General features: G+C 73.9%; 17 protein-coding genes. 11 read left to right on the top strand and 6 right to left on the bottom strand.

Annotated elements, in window-relative coordinates:
- Positions 1-50: 50 nt before the first annotated feature.
- Positions 51-875, bottom strand: a complete 825-nt coding sequence (locus BM093_RS11140; protein WP_093341189.1) for a CPBP family intramembrane glutamic endopeptidase — start codon at positions 873-875, stop codon at positions 51-53.
- 55 nt (positions 876-930) lie between these two features.
- Between BM093_RS11140 and BM093_RS11135 the strand changes: the two genes are divergently transcribed.
- Both BM093_RS11135 and BM093_RS11130 read left to right on the top strand, forming a co-directional pair.
- On the top strand, positions 931-1,482 hold the full coding sequence (locus tag BM093_RS11135) for a hypothetical protein (protein WP_245773461.1): 552 nt from the start codon (positions 931-933) through the stop codon (positions 1,480-1,482).
- Positions 1,479-1,808, top strand: a complete 330-nt coding sequence (locus BM093_RS11130) for a DUF3817 domain-containing protein (protein WP_093341183.1) — start codon at positions 1,479-1,481, stop codon at positions 1,806-1,808. The genes BM093_RS11135 and BM093_RS11130 overlap by 4 nt, the downstream gene beginning before the upstream one ends.
- On the opposite strand, the gene BM093_RS11125 is transcribed toward BM093_RS11130, so the two are convergent.
- Entirely contained in the window at positions 1,797-2,582 is a 786-nt protein-coding gene (locus BM093_RS11125; RefSeq protein ID WP_093341180.1) for a DUF2470 domain-containing protein, read from the bottom strand. The genes BM093_RS11130 and BM093_RS11125 overlap by 12 nt on opposite strands.
- A gap of 138 nt (positions 2,583-2,720) precedes the next feature.
- Between BM093_RS11125 and BM093_RS11120 the strand changes: the two genes are divergently transcribed.
- Genes BM093_RS11120 through BM093_RS11110 form a run of 3 tightly spaced genes read left to right on the top strand, consistent with a single transcriptional unit; the run spans position 2,721 to position 5,328 of the window.
- Positions 2,721-3,629 (top strand): hypothetical protein, encoded by a 909-nt coding sequence (locus BM093_RS11120; protein ID WP_093341177.1) that lies wholly within the window; start codon positions 2,721-2,723, stop codon positions 3,627-3,629.
- A gap of 2 nt (positions 3,630-3,631) precedes the next feature.
- Positions 3,632-4,585, top strand: coding sequence for a prephenate dehydratase (gene pheA / locus BM093_RS11115; protein WP_093341175.1), 954 nt, complete (start codon positions 3,632-3,634; stop codon positions 4,583-4,585).
- A complete protein-coding gene (locus BM093_RS11110) occupies positions 4,582-5,328 on the top strand; it encodes a histidine phosphatase family protein (RefSeq protein WP_177238395.1) in 747 nt (248 codons plus the stop codon). The genes pheA and BM093_RS11110 overlap by 4 nt, the downstream gene beginning before the upstream one ends.
- Before the next feature lie 44 nt (positions 5,329-5,372).
- Here the strand turns inward: BM093_RS11110 and BM093_RS11105 are convergent, their stop codons facing one another.
- Both BM093_RS11105 and BM093_RS11100 read right to left on the bottom strand, forming a co-directional pair.
- Positions 5,373-5,723, bottom strand: coding sequence for a metallopeptidase family protein (locus tag BM093_RS11105; RefSeq protein WP_093341169.1), 351 nt, complete (start codon positions 5,721-5,723; stop codon positions 5,373-5,375).
- 4 nt (positions 5,724-5,727) lie between these two features.
- Positions 5,728-7,266: a septum formation family protein gene (locus BM093_RS11100; RefSeq protein WP_143105335.1), complete on the bottom strand. Its 1,539-nt coding sequence runs from the start codon at positions 7,264-7,266 to the stop codon at positions 5,728-5,730.
- A gap of 255 nt (positions 7,267-7,521) precedes the next feature.
- Between BM093_RS11100 and BM093_RS11095 the strand changes: the two genes are divergently transcribed.
- The 4 genes from BM093_RS11095 (at position 7,522) to BM093_RS11080 (ending at position 11,486) form a co-directional block, all read left to right on the top strand.
- A complete protein-coding gene (locus BM093_RS11095) occupies positions 7,522-8,220 on the top strand; it encodes a hypothetical protein (RefSeq protein ID WP_245773452.1) in 699 nt (232 codons plus the stop codon).
- A 3-nt stretch (positions 8,221-8,223) separates the two neighbouring features.
- Positions 8,224-9,387, top strand: coding sequence for a glutathionylspermidine synthase family protein (locus BM093_RS11090; RefSeq protein WP_093341164.1), 1,164 nt, complete (start codon positions 8,224-8,226; stop codon positions 9,385-9,387).
- A gap of 85 nt (positions 9,388-9,472) precedes the next feature.
- Positions 9,473-9,925, top strand: a complete 453-nt coding sequence (locus BM093_RS11085) for a DUF350 domain-containing protein (protein ID WP_093341161.1) — start codon at positions 9,473-9,475, stop codon at positions 9,923-9,925.
- 97 nt (positions 9,926-10,022) lie between these two features.
- Entirely contained in the window at positions 10,023-11,486 is a 1,464-nt protein-coding gene (locus tag BM093_RS11080; RefSeq protein ID WP_093341419.1) for an amidase, read from the top strand.
- Positions 11,487-11,501: 15 nt separating this feature from the next.
- Here BM093_RS11080 and BM093_RS11075 read toward each other — a convergent pair whose 3' ends face one another.
- Positions 11,502-13,025 carry a serine hydrolase domain-containing protein gene (locus tag BM093_RS11075; protein WP_093341158.1) on the bottom strand — a complete coding sequence of 508 codons (1,524 nt, stop codon included), beginning with the start codon at positions 13,023-13,025 and terminating at the stop codon, positions 11,502-11,504.
- Between the two features lie 26 nt (positions 13,026-13,051).
- Positions 13,052-13,963 (bottom strand): TetR-type transcription factor C-terminal domain-containing protein, encoded by a 912-nt coding sequence (locus tag BM093_RS11070; protein WP_218162735.1) that lies wholly within the window; start codon positions 13,961-13,963, stop codon positions 13,052-13,054.
- Between the two features lie 211 nt (positions 13,964-14,174).
- On the opposite strand from BM093_RS11070, the gene BM093_RS11065 reads away from it, so the two are divergent.
- Entirely contained in the window at positions 14,175-15,140 is a 966-nt protein-coding gene (locus tag BM093_RS11065) for a cyclase family protein (RefSeq protein ID WP_093341155.1), read from the top strand.
- Positions 15,141-15,150: 10 nt separating this feature from the next.
- Positions 15,151-16,803, top strand: a complete 1,653-nt coding sequence (locus BM093_RS11060) for an AMP-binding protein (protein ID WP_218162734.1) — start codon at positions 15,151-15,153, stop codon at positions 16,801-16,803.
- Positions 16,804-16,846: the final 43 nt, after the last annotated feature.

The following is a 16,846-nucleotide window of genomic DNA, read 5'->3' as shown; positions in this document are numbered from 1 at the left end:
AGGGTCCCCTTTCCCCAGGTGAGGGGCCCTTTTCCGGTGGTCCGGCGGACCTATGTGAACGGTAGTACATCCACCAGCAGGGCGTACCCGACGAAGGCCACGACGTCGATCAGCAGGTGCGCTCCGACGAGCGGCCAGAGCCGGTTCGTCCGCTGCCAGTACCGGGCGAACACCAGCCCCATGACGAGGTTCCCGACGAACGCGCCGACCCCCTGATAGAGGTGGTAGGCCCCGCGCAACACGGCCGCGACGAGCGCCGACCGGTTCTCCGAGAACCCCAGCTGCCGCAGCCGGGTGAGCAGGTAGCCGATCATGACCACCTCCTCGGCCCAGGAGTTGGCCGCCGCCGAGACGACGAGCACCGGGATCCGCCACCAGGCGTCGGTGAGCGTGCTCGGGGCGACGTCCGGCGTGATGCCGGCGAGCCGGCCCAGCAGGTACAGCCCCAGCCCCGGGATCCCGATCAGGGCCGCCAGCCCGGCCGAGTGCAGCGCGTCGCGACCCGGCCGCCGCCCGTCCAGCCCGACCCGGCGCAGCGCGAAGCCCGCGCGCAGCAGCAGGTAGGCGGCCAGCGCGCCCCAGCCGGCCAGCTGCAGCGCACGGGTCAGCTGGAACGCGAGGTCGAGCCAGAGGTCGGTGGACGCCGGTGCGTTCAGCGCCACCTGCTGCTCGGACAGGGGAGCGGGCGCGAGCAGCGCCTCCAGCAGCGAGAGCGCGCTGCGCAGCGCGGACAGGCCGAGCGTCACCGTCACGACGACGGCGATCTCGAGGCCGATCAGCCGGCGCTCCCGGCGGTCGGTGACGACCGGTGGTTGCGCCGGCGGCCCGGGGGCCAGCCAGCTCCGGAGCACGGATCCGCCCGCCGTCGTCGTCACGTGGGGATCCTCGCAAGGGCCGCCCGGCGGCGGGATGCGTACCCTGGTCGGTGTGATGCGGCTGTTGCTGTCCCCGAAGTGGATGGCCTGGCACGTGCTCACCCTCGGCGCGATGGTCACCTGCGGTTTCCTCGCCGTGTGGCAGTGGGGGCGGGCCGGGTCGGCGATGGGGTCCGCGCTGAACATCGGGTACGGCTTGCAGTGGCCGCTGTTCGCGATCTTCTTCGGCGTGATGTGGTGGCGGTTCCTGCGCCTGGAGGTCGCCGGCCTGCGGGAGCAGGAGGCGGGTGGGGACGAGCCCCCGGCGGACGGCCACGGCGGGACTGTCACCGCCCCGGCCACGACCACCACCACCGCCACCACCGCGACGGCGGCGGAGCCCGAGCTGTCCGGGGTCCCGGCGCAGCCCGCGGCACCCGTGGCCGCCGGCGTCCCGGCCGCGGCGGCCGCGACGGCCGAGACGGCCGCGACGTCCTCGGGGCGGCCGTCGCCGTTCACCGCCCGCCCGGCCGGTGTGAGCGCCCCACGGGCCACCGACCCGCAGCTGCGGGCCTACAACGAGGAGCTGGCCCGCCTGGCGGCCCGGCAGGAGGAGACGAGCTCGTGACCGTCGCAGGAGCGCTCAAGGCCTTCCGGATCTCGGCCTGGGTCACGGGTGTGGGTCTGCTGTTGCTGACCTTCTACGCGATGCCCGCGAAGTACATCTTCGGCGAGCCGGGCCCGGTCGCGGCGATCGGCATGGTGCACGGCTTCCTGTACATGATCTACATCGTGTGCACGCTGATCCTGGCCGAGCGGTGCCGCTGGAAGCCGCTGTTCGCCGTCGTCATCCTGGCGGCGGGCACGATCCCGGTCGCGTCGTTCGTCGCCGAGCGCAAGGTGACGCACAAGGTGCAGAACGAGCACCTCGCCGCGCCCGGGTCACACGTCTAGCGAGCGCCCGGCCGGGCAGCCGACCAGCTCCGCGAACCGCTTCTGCAGCTCGGCGGGGGTGGTGGCCTCCGCGGAGAACGCGAGCCGGACGTCCTGCGTCCCGCCGGGTGCCGGTACCCGCACCCGTACGCCGAACCGGTCGACCCCGATCGGGCGGATCCGGCCCGCCGTGCCGCCCGCGTCCCGCAGTACCTGCGGCAGGTGCCTGCGCAGTGCGCAGAGCATCTCCGGGTGGGCCTGGTCGAGGTGCTCCAGCCAGGCGTGCTCGACCTGGCAGAACGGGTCCGGGTCGGCGGCCGCCAGCTCGGTCGGCGAGACCGGCGCGCAGCCCTCGGCGTCGGAGTAGACCGCCGACGACGGGTGCAGCCGCAGCAGGGTCGCGCCCCGCCCGGCGTCGAGCAGGTTCGGGTGCGGCGCCTTCTCGGCCAGCCGCAGGGCCCGCTCGCGGCCGGTCCGCGCGTCCGGCTCGTGCAGCCGGCCCAGCAGCCACAGCAGCTCGCGTACCGGCTCGGCGAGCGGGACCGGGGTCATCCCGGTCAGCTCGAGCATCACCGGCAGGCCGTCGGCCGAGTGCCGGGCCCGGTCACGCACCACGTGGTCGTCGGGCAGCAGCAGATCGGTCGTGCCGTTCGGCCAGGTGTGGTGCATCAGCGGTATGCAGGGCTCCGGCTCGCCGGTGCCGACGAGCGCGGCGCGAGCGCCACGGGTGACCAGGCTGCGGGCGCGCTCGGCGACGGCGGGCGTCGGCGGGCGGCGCGTGCGGGTGGTTCCCACTCTCACCTCCATTAGGTAACCCTTACCTAAACAGGACTGAGCGTCGCCTGTCCACCCCCGGTCGGTGTGGTCGCGCCCGCAGCGGAGAACCCCCGTTGTCGGCGTGCCGTGACCCGACCGTTAGCGTCTCCGGACGTGATGACCGTGCCCTCGGGTTCCGCTGCCGACCCGTGGCCGATCCGTCCGCTGCTGGCCGCGCTGGTCGACGACACCAGCCTGCTGCAGCCACGGACCGTCGCGCCGGGTGTCGATGCCGTGGTGTCGCGCTACCTCGCCGCCCGCGACGGTCACTACGGAGGCCTCGTCGGGCGGTTGGTCTGCCCGGCCTCGCAGCTGCCCGCCGTGGTCACCGAACTCGCCCGGTCCGCGCCGAACCGGCCGGCCGATCTCGCCCTGGTCGTGGACACCGGCCTGGGTGCGGTGCCCAAGGCCCTGTCGACCGTGTTCTCCCGCTCCAGCCTGCTCACCCCGAGCACCGTCGAGTGCGCCGCCCCGCCGGACGTCGACGGCATCTGGCTGGAGCGTGTCTCCGAGTTCGTGCCCGACGACGTGACGCCGGTCGTCGAGCCGCGCCGCCCGGTCGAGGGCGACGAGGAGGGGACCGAGGCGTGGCTCGCCGCGGTCCGCAAGGTCGCCGAGCACGGCTGCACCCCCAAGATCCGGATGGGTGGGCCGCGGACGTCGGACGTGCCCGAGATCGGCGACCTGCACCGCTTCCTGCAGGCCGGCCTGGAGAGCGGGACCGGCGGGATCTCGGCGCAGGGGCTCGACCGGATCGTCCGCGAGGCCCCGTCCGACGCGGTGCCCCGCGGCCGGCACGGCCTGCTCAACCTGATCGTCGCCGTCGCCCGGATGATCGGGGTCAGCGTGTCGCCGGACCCGGTCGAGGACGCCCTGGAGTCCACCGACGGCGAGGCGCTCGCCCGCGAGCTCGACGAGCTCCCCGAGGCCGCCGTCGAGCAGGTCCGGACCGTGCTGCCGCGCTGCGGCGTGGACCCGGACCCGGTGCCGATCGCCGACCTGGTCGCGCTCGGGTTGCTGGACTGACCGTGCCGAGTCGGCTCCGGCTGGGTTTCCTGGGCCCGCACGCCACGTTCACCGAGCAGGCGCTCCGCACGATGCCGGAGTCGCACGACGCTGAGCTGGTCCCGCTGCCCGGCGCGCCCGCGGTCCTCGCGGCCGTCCGGGACGGGTCGGTCGACGCCGGCTGCGTGCCGATCGAGAACACCGTGGAGGGGGCCGTCCCACCCGTGCTCGACGGCCTGGTCGAGGACCCGCCGCTGGTGATCGGCCGGGAGGCGCGGATCGCGGTCCGGTTCTGCCTGATGGGCGCCGCGGGAACCGGGTTCCGGGAGATCCGCACGGTCGCCTCGCACGGGCACGGCATCGCCCAGACCCGCGGCTGGCTGGCGGCGCACCTGCCCGGCGCCGAGGTGCGGGTCAGCTCGTCGACCGCCGAGGCCGCCGCGCAGGCCGCCCGCGGGGAGGTGGACGCCGCGGTCGCCGCCCCGCTCGCCGCGACCCAGCACGGGCTCGCGGTGCTGGCCGACGACATCGCCGACAACCCCGGCGCGGTCACCCGCTTCGTCCTGCTCACCCGGCCCGGCCCCCCGACGGCGCCGACCGGGTGGGACCGCACGACCCTCGCCGCGACGACGACGAACCGGCCGGGCACCCTGCTCGGCCTGCTCACCGAGCTGTCGGTGCGCGGGATCGACCTGACCCGGATCGAGTCCCGGCCGGTGAAGGACCGGCACGCCGAGTACTGGTTCCACCTGGACTGCTCCGGTCACGTCGCGGAGCCGGCGATGGGCGAGGCGCTCGCCGCGCTGCACCGCCGGTGCGACCAGCTGCGCTACCTCGGCTCGTTCCCCAGGTCGGACGAGCCGGCACCGGTCGCGGGCTCGGGCAGCCCGGTGGTGCCGCCCGCCGCCGCCACCCTCGACGACTACGCCGCGTCCGAGCGCTGGCTCGCCGCGATCAGGGAAGGAGCCGGAACGTGACCGGGCACGCCCCCGACGACGACCACGACGGTGCCGCGTCCTTCGCCGCGGTGCGGGCCGCGTCCCGCGCGCCGGAGGTTCCGCCGGACGACGGCGCGACCCGGCTCGTGCTGGTCCGGCACGGCCGCACGCCGTCCAACGTCCGGCACGCGCTCGACACGAGGGTGCCCGGCCCGTCGCTCGACGAGGTCGGTCACGGGCAGGCGCGCGAGGTCGCGGGGCTGCTCGCCGGCTGGCCGATACGCGCGCTGCACACCTCGCGCGCCACCCGCGCCCGGGAGACGGCCGCCCCGATCGCCGACGCGCTCGGCCTGGACGTCCGGCTGCTCCCCGGGGCGCACGAGGTCTTCGTCGGTGACCTGGACAACCGGGACGACGCCGAGGCCCGGGAGATCTTCGACGAGATCTTCGACGGCTGGTGGCTCGGCGACGTCGAGCGCCCGATGCCCGGCGGTGAGTCCGCCCGCGACGTGTGGGACCGCTTCCTGCCCGACGTCGCCGACGTGCTGGGCGGGGGCGGGTCCGGCGCGTTCGCGGTGGTCAGCCACGGCGCCGCGATCCGGCTCCTCACCCAGGCCCTGCTCGGTGGCCGGGACGGCTCCTCGCCGGGCCGGCCGGACGCGGGCTTCGGCCGGGACCACCCGATCCCGAACACCGGCCGGGTGGTGCTGCGCCGCGACCCGGACGGCTGGACCCGCGAGCTGTGGGACCCGATGCCGGAGCAGGCGCGCTCCCAGCACTGAGCAGTGCCCCGCCGACGAGCAGGGCCCCGCCGGCGGCGGGGCGGTCAGCCCCAGCCCAGCTCGTGCAGCCGATCCTCGGGGATGCCGAAGTGGTGCGCGATCTCGTGCACGACGGTGATCGCGACCTCGTCGACGACCTCGTCCTCGTCGGCGCACATCTCCAGCACCGCGTCGCGGTAGACGGTGATCCGGTCCGGCAGCTCGCCGGCGTAGTCGGCGGTCCGTTCGGTCAGCGCGACGCCCTCGTACAGCCCGAGCAGCTCCGGCTCCTCCGGGTGGCGCGGCTCGACCAGGACGACGACGTTGTCCATCGCCGCCGCGAGCTCCTCCGGGACCAGGTCCAGGGCGTCGCCGACCAGCTCGTCGAACCGGTCCGGCGGCATCGCTACCGGCACGGCCTCAGTCGTCGCCGAGCCCGGGCAGGCCGGGCGGGATGTCCAGGTCCGGCGTCGGCGGTGCACCGGGGGCGGTGGGCTGCTCGCTGCCGGGCCGGCCGGAGGGCTCCGCCGAGCCGTCGGCGGGGGCCGACGGTGCCGCGGGGTCGGCCGGGCCGGTCGGTGCGGCCGGAGATCCGGGTGCGGACGGGGCCCCCGGTGGCGTCGCCGCGGGCGGCGCGGACTGGCCGGCGACCACCAGGTTGCCCTTCACCGATCCGGTGAGGGAGGCGAAGCCGCTGCCGTCGGGCAGCAGGGTGCCGATGTTGCAGTTGACCTTGCGGCTGCCGGCCTTCCAGGACTCCTCCGAGAGGTTGCCCCAGTAGACGGTCAGGCCCTTCTCGCCGATCACCTTGTCGTTGCCGGCGAACTCGTTGGCCGCCGTCGTGCAGGCCGGCTGGAGGAACTCGTCCTGGTCCTCGACCGCGGGGAACTCCTCCGGGAACTCGGTGCCCAGATCGACCACGCCGACCACCTCGGCGGCGTGCGGCCCGCCGCAGCCGGTCGGGTCGCCGACGGTGCGGCCGTCGATGGCCAGGCAGGTGCCGGCCTGCTGGACCGCCGACTGGTCCTGCTCGGCGACCTTGCCGGTGATCGGGAGCATGGAGCCGCTGCGCGAGGCGGTCTGCAGGCCGCAGCGCATGCCCCGGTCGCCCTCGTCCCACCGGGCCTGCGACGGCTTCAGCGCGCCGACCCGGAACTTGCCGTCCGGGTCGAACTTGTTGTCGAGATACCGGGTGACGACCGGCGTGCAGCGATCGGAGACGAGCGTCTGCCAGGCCTCGTCCGAGGGGAACACCGGCTGGTCGGCGAGCTCGACCCGGCCCGCCTGCTCGAACTTGTGCGGCTGCGCGCAGTTCACGGCCGCGGTGTCGGTCGCGTCGGAGCGCTCCCAGTTCAGGCAGGTGCCCGCGGTGTCCGGGGGCGGCGGCAGGGGCGGTGGTTCCTCCGCCCGCGGCGGCACGCCCGAGGAGGCGAACGAGCCCAGTACCGGGACCTCGGCGCCGAGCACCGAGTCCAGTGCCGCCACGGCGAACATCAGGAACGCGCCGACGAGGATCCCGACCCCGACCCGCCGGGGGCCGCTCGGGCGCCCGCGTCGTCCGCCCCGGTCCGTGGTGACCCGGGTGCCGTCGGCGGCGCCGTCCCCGGTGCCGTTGCCGTCCGGGGCCGCGTCGGCGGCGCGCCGGCGTCGCCGGGTCGGTGCCACCGGGGTCGCGCGGGTCGGTGCCACCGGGGTCGCGCGGGTCGGTGCCACCGGGGTCGCGGCCGTCGCTCCCGGGGCCGACGCCGTTTCCGGGACTGCCGTCGCTTCCGGGGCCGGCGCCTCCGGTCGCGACACCGTTTCCGGGGCCGAGACCGCTTCCGGGCGCGACAGCACCGTCGGGCCGCCGCCGGCCCGCGCGTAGCGACCGTCGTACCCGTCGTAGGCCTCCTCGGCCACGTCGGTACCGGTCTCGTCGGGCCGCCGGGGAGCGGAGCCGGCAGGGGAGCTGGGATCCATGGCGGAACCCATGATGCCGCCCGGTCGCCCGGCTTCCCGGTCGGCCGTGTCCCGGCGCGGTCATCGGTCGGCGGTGTGCTGTGAACGAGCAGCCGCCGGGGGTGTCCCGGACGGGGTCGTCGACCACCGGCAGCCGGCCGTCGGCGTGCGACGCGCCCAACCGCAGCCGAATCGAGATCCGCTCCGGGCCGCGGGTCGTCGGGGCCGACCGGTACGGTTCGGGCCGGGGGGATGTGACGTGATGGGTGATCATCGATGACCGACGGACGGCACTCGGCCGACGGCGGCCCGGAGCGGGACGCGACAGGACCCGGCGGCGCCACCGGGGCCGGCGACGACACGCCGACGACCGGGATGCCGCAGGCCGGTGCGGGCGGGGACGCGCCACGGGGCCGGATCCGGCACCAGGACGAGACCACCGCACCGCGCGAACCCACGCTCGCGGAGAAGCGCGCCCGTGAGCAGAAGGTGCGTGCCGACCGCGAGGCGGTGCGCCTCAAGGAGGCGCGCTCGAAGAAGACCAAGCGGGTGCTGATCGGCACCGGCGCCACCATCGGCGTCGTCGCGCTGATCGCCGCGGTCTACGCCGCCTCCAGCCCCGACGAGGAGATCGTCGCGCAGTGCGTCGACGACGCCGGGGTGGTCGTCCCGGACGAGAACTGCGCGGGTGACCCGGCGCGGGAGGGCCAGGTCGCCACCGGTGGCGGCGGGTTCGCCTTCGTGCCGATCTTCCTCGGCGGCGGTGGGCGCCAGTACCACTACAACTACGGCAGCACCGGCAGCGTCGGCCAGGTCGCCACCGGCGGCTCGGTGACCCCGCCGCCCGCGGCGTCGAAGAGCGGCACCACGGTCCGCAGCGGCACCTCCGGCAGCACGATCTCCCGCGGTGGCCTCGGGGTGGGCGGCAGCTCGTCCTACGGCACCTCGGGCTCGTCCGGATCGTCCGGGAGCTGATCGGTGCGACGCGAACGCGGCACCCCGCGTCCGGACTGGAAGCGCACCGTCGCCGACCAGGGCATGGTGTTCGGCACCCCGGGCCGCGACGGCTCCGGCGGCGAGCGGCCGTACTGGGACGAGTCGGTGCACTACGTCTTCGAGATGGACGAGATCCTCTCGCTGGAGGCCGACATCGAGGTCCTGCACTCGATGTGCCTGTCCGCCGTCGACCACGTGGTGACGGCCGAGCGCTTCCGGGACTTCGCGCTGCCGGAGTGGAGCTGGCAGGCGGTGGCCGACTCGTGGAAGCGGGCCGACCCGCACGTCTACGGCCGGTTCGACCTGCGCTACGACGGCTCCGGCCCGGCCAAGCTGCTGGAGTACAACGCGGACACCCCGACGTCGCTGCTCGAGGCCTCGATCCTGCAGTGGTACTGGCTGCAGGACGTCCACCCGGGCGACGACCAGTGGAACTCGCTGCACGAGAAGCTCGTCGAGCGCTGGGGCGAGATCCGCAGCGGGCTGCCGTCCTCGGAGGTGCACTTCACCTGGTCCGGTGAGGAGAGCACCGGTGAGGACCACATCACGGTCGGCTACCTGCAGGAGACCGCGGCCGAGGCCGGCATCGACACCGTCGGTCTGTCCATCGAGGACATCGGCTGGGACTCCGCACTGGACCGGTTCGTGGATCTCGAGGAAGCCCCGATGTCCGGGGTGTTCAAGCTCTACCCCTGGGAGTGGGTGCTGTCCGACCAGTTCGGCAAGCACGTCACCCGCAGCCTGCCGGAGACGCTCTGGCTCGAGCCGCTGTGGAAGACGCTGCTGTCGAACAAGGCGCTGCTCGCGGTGCTGTGGGAGATGTACCCCGGGCACCCGAACCTGCTGCCGGCCTCCCTCGGCAACCCGGGGCTGCTCACCGAGTACGTCCGCAAGCCGCTGCTCGGCCGGGAGGGGGCGAACATCCAGATCGTGGCCCCCGACTACGAGACCGCCACCGGCGGTGTCTACGGCGAGGAGGGCTTCGTCTACCAGATGTTCGACCCGCTGCCCGAGTTCGACGGCTACCGACCCGCGCTGGGCGCCTGGCTGGTCGGTGACACCGCCGCCGGTCTCGGCATCCGCGAGACCGCAGGGCTGATCACCGACGACGGCGCGGCGTTCGTGCCGCACCGCATCCCGTCCTGACCATCGGCCCGCCCGAAGCATCCACCCCGATCCAGCTGCCCGACCCCCGAGCACTGTCCGCTCCCCGCTCCCTCCGGAGGCATCCGTGATCCTCGCCCAGGCGCTCGACGCCACCTACTGGGGCTTCCTCGGCCGTGGCATCGGCGCGATCCTGCTCTACGCCGTGATCGGCATCCTGATGATGCTCGTCGGCTTCTGGGCGATCGACCTGACGACGCCCGGCAAGCTGCCGCAGATGGTGCGGGCGGGGCTGCCCAACGCCGTCACGATCACCGCCGCCGGGATGCTCTCGATGGCGTTCATCATCGTCATCGCCATCTACGTCTCGGCCGGGTCGCTGCTGCAGGGGCTCATCTCGTCGCTGGTGTTCGGCCTGGTCGGGATCATCGCCCAGGTCGCGGCGGTGCGGCTGCTGGAGTGGGTGACGGGCATCGACATCGGTGAGGTCATCCAGTCCGAGGAGCCGCGCGCCGCCGCCAAGGTCGTCGCCGCCGCACACGTCGCGCTCGGCCTGATCGTGGCCGTCGCCGTCTTCTGAACAATTCCCTCGACACCGCCGGTGCGCGCGGGCACGGTTCCCGGACGCGGGCCGACGGCCCGGGCGTGATCGACGGGGGGACGCGGTGACCGGCGACATGGGGACCGGGGATCCGGCCTACCGCAGCGCGGGCGATCTCGTCGGCGACCTGGCCGCGGGCCGGGTCTCGGCGGTCGAGCTCACCGAGGCGGCCATCGCCCGGATCGAGCGTCTCGACGGCACGATCAACGCGGTGTGCGTGCCGGACTTCGACCGGGCGCGCAGCGCCGCCGCCACTGCCGACGCGGCGCTGGCCCGGGGCGAGCGACGGCCGCTGCTCGGCGTGCCGGTCACGGTGAAGGAGTCGTTCCACGTGGCCGGGTTGCCCACCACGTGGGGCGCCCCGGCGTTCGCCGACGTGGTCCCGGACACCGACGCCGTGGCGGTGGCACGGATGAAGGCCGCCGGGGCGGTCGTGCTGGGCAAGACGAATGTGCCGCTGCACCTCGGTGATCTGCAGAGCTACAACGACCTGTACGGGACCACCGGAAACCCGTGGGACCCGCAGCGCACACCGGGCGGGTCGTCGGGCGGGTCGGCCGCCGGGCTCGCGGCCGGCTACGCGCCACTGTCGCTCGGCTCGGACATCGGCGGGTCGTTGCGCAACCCGGCGCACTGCTGCGGGGTCCACGCGCACAAGCCCTCGCTCGGCCTGCTGGCGCTGCGCGGGCACACCCCGCCCCCGGTCCCGGTCCTGCCCGCCGAGCACGATCTCGCGGTGATCGGGCCGATGGCCCGCAGCGCGTCGGACCTGGCCCTGTTGCTGGGCGTCCTCGCGGGGCCCGACGAGCTCACCCACGGCGTGGCCTACCGGCTCGCGCTCCCGCCGGCCCGCCACACCGACCTGAGGAGCTACCGCGTGCTGGTGCTCGACGAGCACCCGCTCGTGCCCAGCTCGGCGAGCGTGCGGGAGGCGATCGACGGGTTCGCCGCGAGGCTCGCCGGCACCGGGGCCACGGTGCTGCGCGACAGCCCGCTGCTGCCCGAGCAGACCGCGGCCGCGCGGGTGTACATGCGGTTGCTGGAGGCCGGGCTCGCCGCGGGCTACCCGCCGGAGGTCTACGAGCGTGCCCGCGCCACGGCCGCCCAGCTGGACGACGACGACCACGGCCTCGCCGCCGAACGGGCCCGCGGCGCCGTGCTCAGCCACCGGGACTGGGTCGTGGCCGACGGGGAGCGCGCGCTGATCCGGCAGCGCTGGCGCGCCCTGTTCGACGAGATCGACATCGTGCTCGCCCCGATCATGCCGACACCGGCGTTCCCGCACGACCACAGTGCCCTGGCCACCCGGCGGATCGAGGTCGACGGCGTCGAGTACCCCTACTTCGATCAGCTCGCGCTGGCGGGTGTCGCCACGTTGCCGGGCCTGCCGGCGACGGCGCTGCCCGTCGGCCGGTCCGGGGACGGGCTGCCGATCGGGGTGCAGGCCATCGGCCCGATGTTCGGGGACCGCACCACGATCGGCTTCGCCGAGCTCGTCGAGCGGGAGTTCGGCGGGTTCACCCCGCCACCGCTGCTGTGAGCGCCGCGCTCACAATCAGGCGAGCAGCGCCGCGACGGTGACCGCGCCGGTCAGCCCGACCCCGAGGACGACACCGAAGGCGGCGTTCGCCCAGCGGGCCGCGCTCCGCTCGCCGTCCCAGCCGGCCCACCGGACCGCGGCCAGGCCGACACCGGCCCCGAACGCGACGCACCCGGCCAGCCATGGGGCCACGAGCACCCACGCGACACCGCCCAGGGAGTAGGTCGCGGCGAGGAAGAACAGCCCGGTCCCGGCCGACCCGAGGAACTCGAGCCGGTTCACCGGCCGCCGCCCGCGCCATCCGCCCCGCGCCGCCACGAGCGTGCTCAGTCCGCCCAGCAGCGGGAAGACCGCGCCGACCCCCAACGGCAGCAGGGCGGCGGCCACATCCGCGTCCGCCTCCTCGTCCCCGCCGGTGAACGGCGAGGGGACGTCCAGCAGCCGGACGGCCAGGTCGTCGACGGGCAGCGTGGAGTTGCCGAACACCACGACCGCCTGCCCGCGGGCGGGCTCGGTCAGGATCGTGGCCCAGGTGCCGGCCACACCGCCGTTCTTCCAGAGGAACGTGCGCCCCTCGGCGGTGAGGGTCTCCCAGCCGTAGCCGACCTGTCCGAGGTCGGAGTCGAACCGGGGCCGGGCGGCCTCGGCGACCGCCGACGCCGGATCGTCCAGCGCACCGACGTAGCGCACCAGGTCCTCGGCGGTCGACCACACGCCGATGCCGGCGGGCGCGTCCCCCTCGCTGGTCCACACGGCGCGGGGACGGCCGGCCAGGTCGTGGGAACGGGCCGCACCGGGCGGCGGGGCGTCGAGCACGGCGGTGCCGGTCATCCCCAGCGGTGCGGTGACCAGATCGGACACCAGCTGCGGGTACGGCGTGCCGGCCCGCGCGGCGAGTGCCTGGCCGAGCAGCGCGCTGCCGAGGTTGGAGTAGAGGTACTCGCCCCGCCCGGTCAGCTCGGCCCGGTCGGCCGCGGTGAACAGCTCCTCGACGCTGCTGTCGTAGGGCGAGAACCCCGCGATGTTGCGCGCCCACAGGGACAGGCCCGCCGCGGGACCGGTCGCCAGCCTCGGCAGCCCGGACCGGTGGCTCGCCAGCTCGGCCAGTGTCACGTCCCCGACCCCACCGGGGCGCCACGCCCGGTCGGGGACCACGTCGCGGACCCGGTCGTCGGCGCGCACCACGCCGCGCCGCTCGAGTTCGACGAGCAGTGCCCCGGTGAAGGTCTTGGTGATCGAACCGATCTCGAACGGCGTCGTCGCGCCGACCGGCTCGCCGTGGCCGTCGTCCCCGATCCCGGCCGCGGTGACCTGTCCGTCCCGCACGACGGCGGCGACCAGCCCGTGCCGGCCCGGGCCCGCCTGGGCCCGCAGCCACTCGGCGAGCGCGGGGTCGCCGGTCGTCTCCGGCCCGGGGGTGGACGGGGCCGGCGCGAGCAGCCAGCCGAGGAGGCCGGCGACCACCGCTCCGGCGAGGGCCGCCACGAGCCCCCGGCGCAGCGGCGGCACGGGACGGGACGGGGTATCGGTGACCACCATGCAACTACGATATTCCGTAATTACGTTCAGGACAACCGAGACGAGGTCGGTCGACCGGGGGCCAGCATGACGTCGCGTGCGATCGCGACGTACTGCTCCGCGATCTGCTCGGGGGTGTGGTGCCCGTCGCGTCGCCACCAGGTGGGCAACGCCGTGCACATCGTGACGATCGAGCGGGCCCGTTCGCGGGCGCCGTCGGACCGGAACAGGCCGAGTGCGACTGCGTCGTGCACCTCGTCGTCGACATAGTGCTGCTGGCGGGTGCGCAGGGCCGCGATCCGCCGCGCGTTGCCGTCGTCGAGGCTCCGCTTCTCGGCGGCGCCCACGAAACCGAGCTCGGCGCGGTGGGTGTGGAACAGGACCAGGTGCTCGACCTGCAGGCCGAACCGCTCGACGGGGTCGAGCCCCTCCGCCCGCGCCGCCTCGGCCCGCTCGAGCAGGTCCGCCATCGTGTACTCGAGGATCGCCATCAGCATGTGCTGCTTGCTCGGGTGGTAGTGGTAGATCCCGGGCACCGACAGGCCTGCGCGCCGCGCGATGCTCCGCACCGTCGCGCCGTGGTAGCCGACGTGCACGAACTCGGTGAGGGCGGCGCCGAGGACGGGGTCGAACGGCAATGGGCCGTAGACCCGCCAGTCCCGGGCCTGTTCGGGGCGCGGCGGGCGTCGGTCCCGGACCGGGCCGGGCCCACCTTCGGCGGAGCGCGCCGGATCGATGGCGAGGATCTCCTGCACGCTCGTCCCGAGCGCGTCGGCGATGCGGGTGAGGCGGGTGAGGGTGAGGCCGGTCCGGCCGAGCTCGATCTGGCTCAGCGTCGCCGGGCTGACGTCGACGGTGCGCGCGAGGGTGCGCAGGCTGAGCCCGCGCCGGGTCCGGGCGGCGCGGATCTGTGCGCCGGTCGGGTCGTCGGTGACCCGGGGGCTCACTCGGCGGGGCACCCGTCATCTCCTCGTCGGTGTCAGCTCTGTCGGTGTTCAGCGCTGTCGGTCTTCGGCTCTGTCGGTGTTCAGCTCGGCTGAACACGCCCGTTGGCGAGGTGTGCTCAGCGGGCTCCTTGACGGAGCAAAATGTGTCCTACAGCATACGTGGACATCGACCGATCGAGCGCTCTGACGCTCTACCGAATGCTTCAGCGCCGAAGGAGACGGAATGTCCGACGTGCCCACGATGCGTGAGCTTCTCGGTGACGACGCCCTGAACAACTGGGGGAAGTGGGGTCCCGACGACGAGGTCGGGGCGCTCAACTACCTCGACGCCGCACAGGTCCTGCGCGGCGCGCAGCACATCCGCTCCGGCGAGGTGTTCCCGCTGCAGGCCCCGATGGGGCACCCGCACGGTGACCCGGTCTTCCCGGGCCGGGAGAGCATCAACCGCGTCAACGTCCTCGACGAGTCCTCGTGGGACGAGGGCCGCGAGGGCGCGCCGGCGTTCCCCGGCGGTCTGCACTACGCCGACGACAAGGCCGAGATCTTCCTGCAGGGATCGACGCAGTACGACGCCCTCGGCCACGTCTGGTACGACGGCAAGATCTGGAACGGCTACGACGCGCGCGACACGGTCGAGGGCATGAAGAAGGCCTCCGTGGCCGCCATCGCCGAGCGGGGCGTCGCCGGGCGCGGGGTCCTGATCGACATGGCCCGCCACCGCGGCAAGCCGTGGCTCGACAAGGGCGAGACGTTCACCCACACCGACCTCGAGGCGGCCGCGCAGGCCCAGGGCGTGGAGATCGGTCAGCGCGACATCCTGCTGATCCGCACCGGTTTCCTGGGGTACTTCTACTCGGTCCCGGCCGAGGAGTTCTACGCCGACTTCGTCGAGCCCGGGCTGACGTACTCCCGCGAGCTGGTGCAGTGGTTCGCCGACCGCGAGATCCCGAACCTGGTCACCGACACGATCGCGAACGAGGTCACCAAGGACCCGGTCTCGGGCGTCATGCTGCCGCTGCACTGCGCACTGATGCGCAACCTCGGCGTGGTGCTCACCGAGATCGTCGCGCTGGACAAGCTGGCCGAGGCGTGCGCGGCCGACGGCCGGTGGGACTTCCTCTACACCGCGGCCCCGCTGAACGTCGTCGAGGGCACCGGTGCCCCGGTGAACCCCGTCGTCATCCGGTGAGGCGGGCACTGTGACCGTCTACGACGAGAAGCCCTGGCTGGGACGCTACGACCCGGGGCAGCCGGCCGGGATCGAGCTCGAGCACGACAGCGCGCTGGCGATGTTCCGGGCGTCGGTGGCGCGCGGCCCCGACGGCGACGCCATCCGCTACTTCGACGGCCGGATCAGCTTCGCCGAGCTCGACCGGCTCACCGACGCCTTCGCCGCCGGCCTGGCGGGCGAGGGGTTCGTCGCCGGTGAGCGGGTCGCCATCTTCGCCCAGAACGTCCCGCAGTTCGTCATCGCGCAGATCGGCACGTGGAAGGCCGGCGGCATCGCGGTGTCGGCGAACCCGATGTACCGGGAGCGGGAGCTCGCCGAGCTGCTCACCGACTCCGGCGCGACCGTGCTCGTGGTCCTGCAGTCGCTGCAGCGCGACGTGGCGGCGGCGGTCGTCGGCGGTACGGCCGTGCGCACGGTGATCACGACGTCCGAACTGGACTTCCAGTCCCGCGACGAGCCCGCCGTGTTCGCCGGGGTGGAGCGCATCGACTGCCCCGGCACGCTCGACCTGGTCGAGCTGCTCGACCGGCACGCGGGTACCGCACCGCCGCCGGTGTCGCTCGGGCCGGACGACGTGGCGTTCCTGACCTACACCTCCGGCACCACCGGCCCGCCCAAGGGTGCGATGACCACGCATCGCAACGTGGTCTTCAACGCCCAGAGCTACCGGGACTGGATCGGCATCGGGCCGGACGACGTGGTGCTGGGCATCGCCCCGCTGTTCCACATCACCGGCCTGGTCGGGCACATCGCGGTGTCGCTGCTGGCCGGCGCGCCGCTGGTGCTGATGTACCGGCTCGACCCGGCGCTGACCATCGACACGGTCGAGGCCGAGCAGGCGACCTTCACCGTCGGGTCGATCACCGTCTACATCGCGCTGATGAACGCACCGAACGCCGACCGGGCGAAGCTCGCCTCGCTCACCAAGCTCTACTCGGGGGGCGCGCCGATCCCGCCGAGCACGGTCGAAGCGTTCCGCGAGGTCTCCGGGAACTACATCCACAACATCTACGGGCTGACCGAGACGACCTCGCCGTCGCACGCCGTGCCGTTCGGTGCCGAGGCACCGGTCGATCCCGACTCCGGCGCACTGTCGGTGGGTGTGCCGATCTACGACACGATCGTGCGCATCATCGACGAGGACGGCACGGAGCTGCCCGCGGGCGAGATCGGCGAGCTGGTCACCGAGGGCCCGCAGGTGGTGACCGGGTACTGGAACAAGCCGGAGGAGACGGCGACGGCGCTGCCCGGCGGCGCCCTGCACACCGGCGACGTCGGCTACATGGACGCCCAGGGCTGGTTCTACATCGTCGACCGCAAGAAGGACCAGATCAACGCGGGTGGCTACAAGATCTGGCCGCGGGAGGTCGAGGACGTGCTCTACGAGCACCCGGCGGTCCGTGAGGCGGCGGTCGTGGGGGTGCCCGACGAGTACCGCGGGGAGACGGTGAAGGCGTTCGTCTCGCTGCGGTCGCAGGCGCAGGTCACGCCGGAGGAGGTCATCGCGTTCTGCAAGGAGCGGATGGCCGCCTACAAGTACCCGCGGCAGCTCGAGATCCTCGACGAGATCCCGAAGACGGTCAGCGGGAAGGTCCTGCGCCGCGAGCTGCGCTCGCGGTAGGTGTCGACGGTGCCGGTCCCGGGCCCCGGGGCCGGCACCGGAC

The organism is Pseudonocardia ammonioxydans (genome assembly GCF_900115005.1).
Classification (GTDB): domain Bacteria; phylum Actinomycetota; class Actinomycetes; order Mycobacteriales; family Pseudonocardiaceae; genus Pseudonocardia; species Pseudonocardia ammonioxydans.
Note: the sequence above shows the minus strand (reverse complement) of the source record. Positions and strands in the feature narration are given on the sequence as shown.

Bases quoted from the DNA above. Each gene is read 5' to 3' on its own strand.
- BM093_RS11100 (WP_143105335.1), bottom strand. From the start codon at position 7,266: ATGGATCCCAGCTCCCCTGCCGGCTCCGCTCCCCGGCGGCCCGACGAG.
- BM093_RS11065 (WP_093341155.1), top strand. From the start codon at position 14,175: ATGTCCGACGTGCCCACGATGCGTGAGCTTCTCGGTGACGACGCCCTG.
- BM093_RS11135 (WP_245773461.1), top strand. From the start codon at position 931: ATGCGGCTGTTGCTGTCCCCGAAGTGGATGGCCTGGCACGTGCTCACC.
- BM093_RS11080 (WP_093341419.1), top strand. From the start codon at position 10,023: ATGGGGACCGGGGATCCGGCCTACCGCAGCGCGGGCGATCTCGTCGGC.
- BM093_RS11095 (WP_245773452.1), top strand. From the start codon at position 7,522: ATGACCGACGGACGGCACTCGGCCGACGGCGGCCCGGAGCGGGACGCG.
- BM093_RS11120 (WP_093341177.1), top strand. From the start codon at position 2,721: ATGACCGTGCCCTCGGGTTCCGCTGCCGACCCGTGGCCGATCCGTCCG.
- BM093_RS11075 (WP_093341158.1), bottom strand. From the start codon at position 13,025: ATGGTGGTCACCGATACCCCGTCCCGTCCCGTGCCGCCGCTGCGCCGG.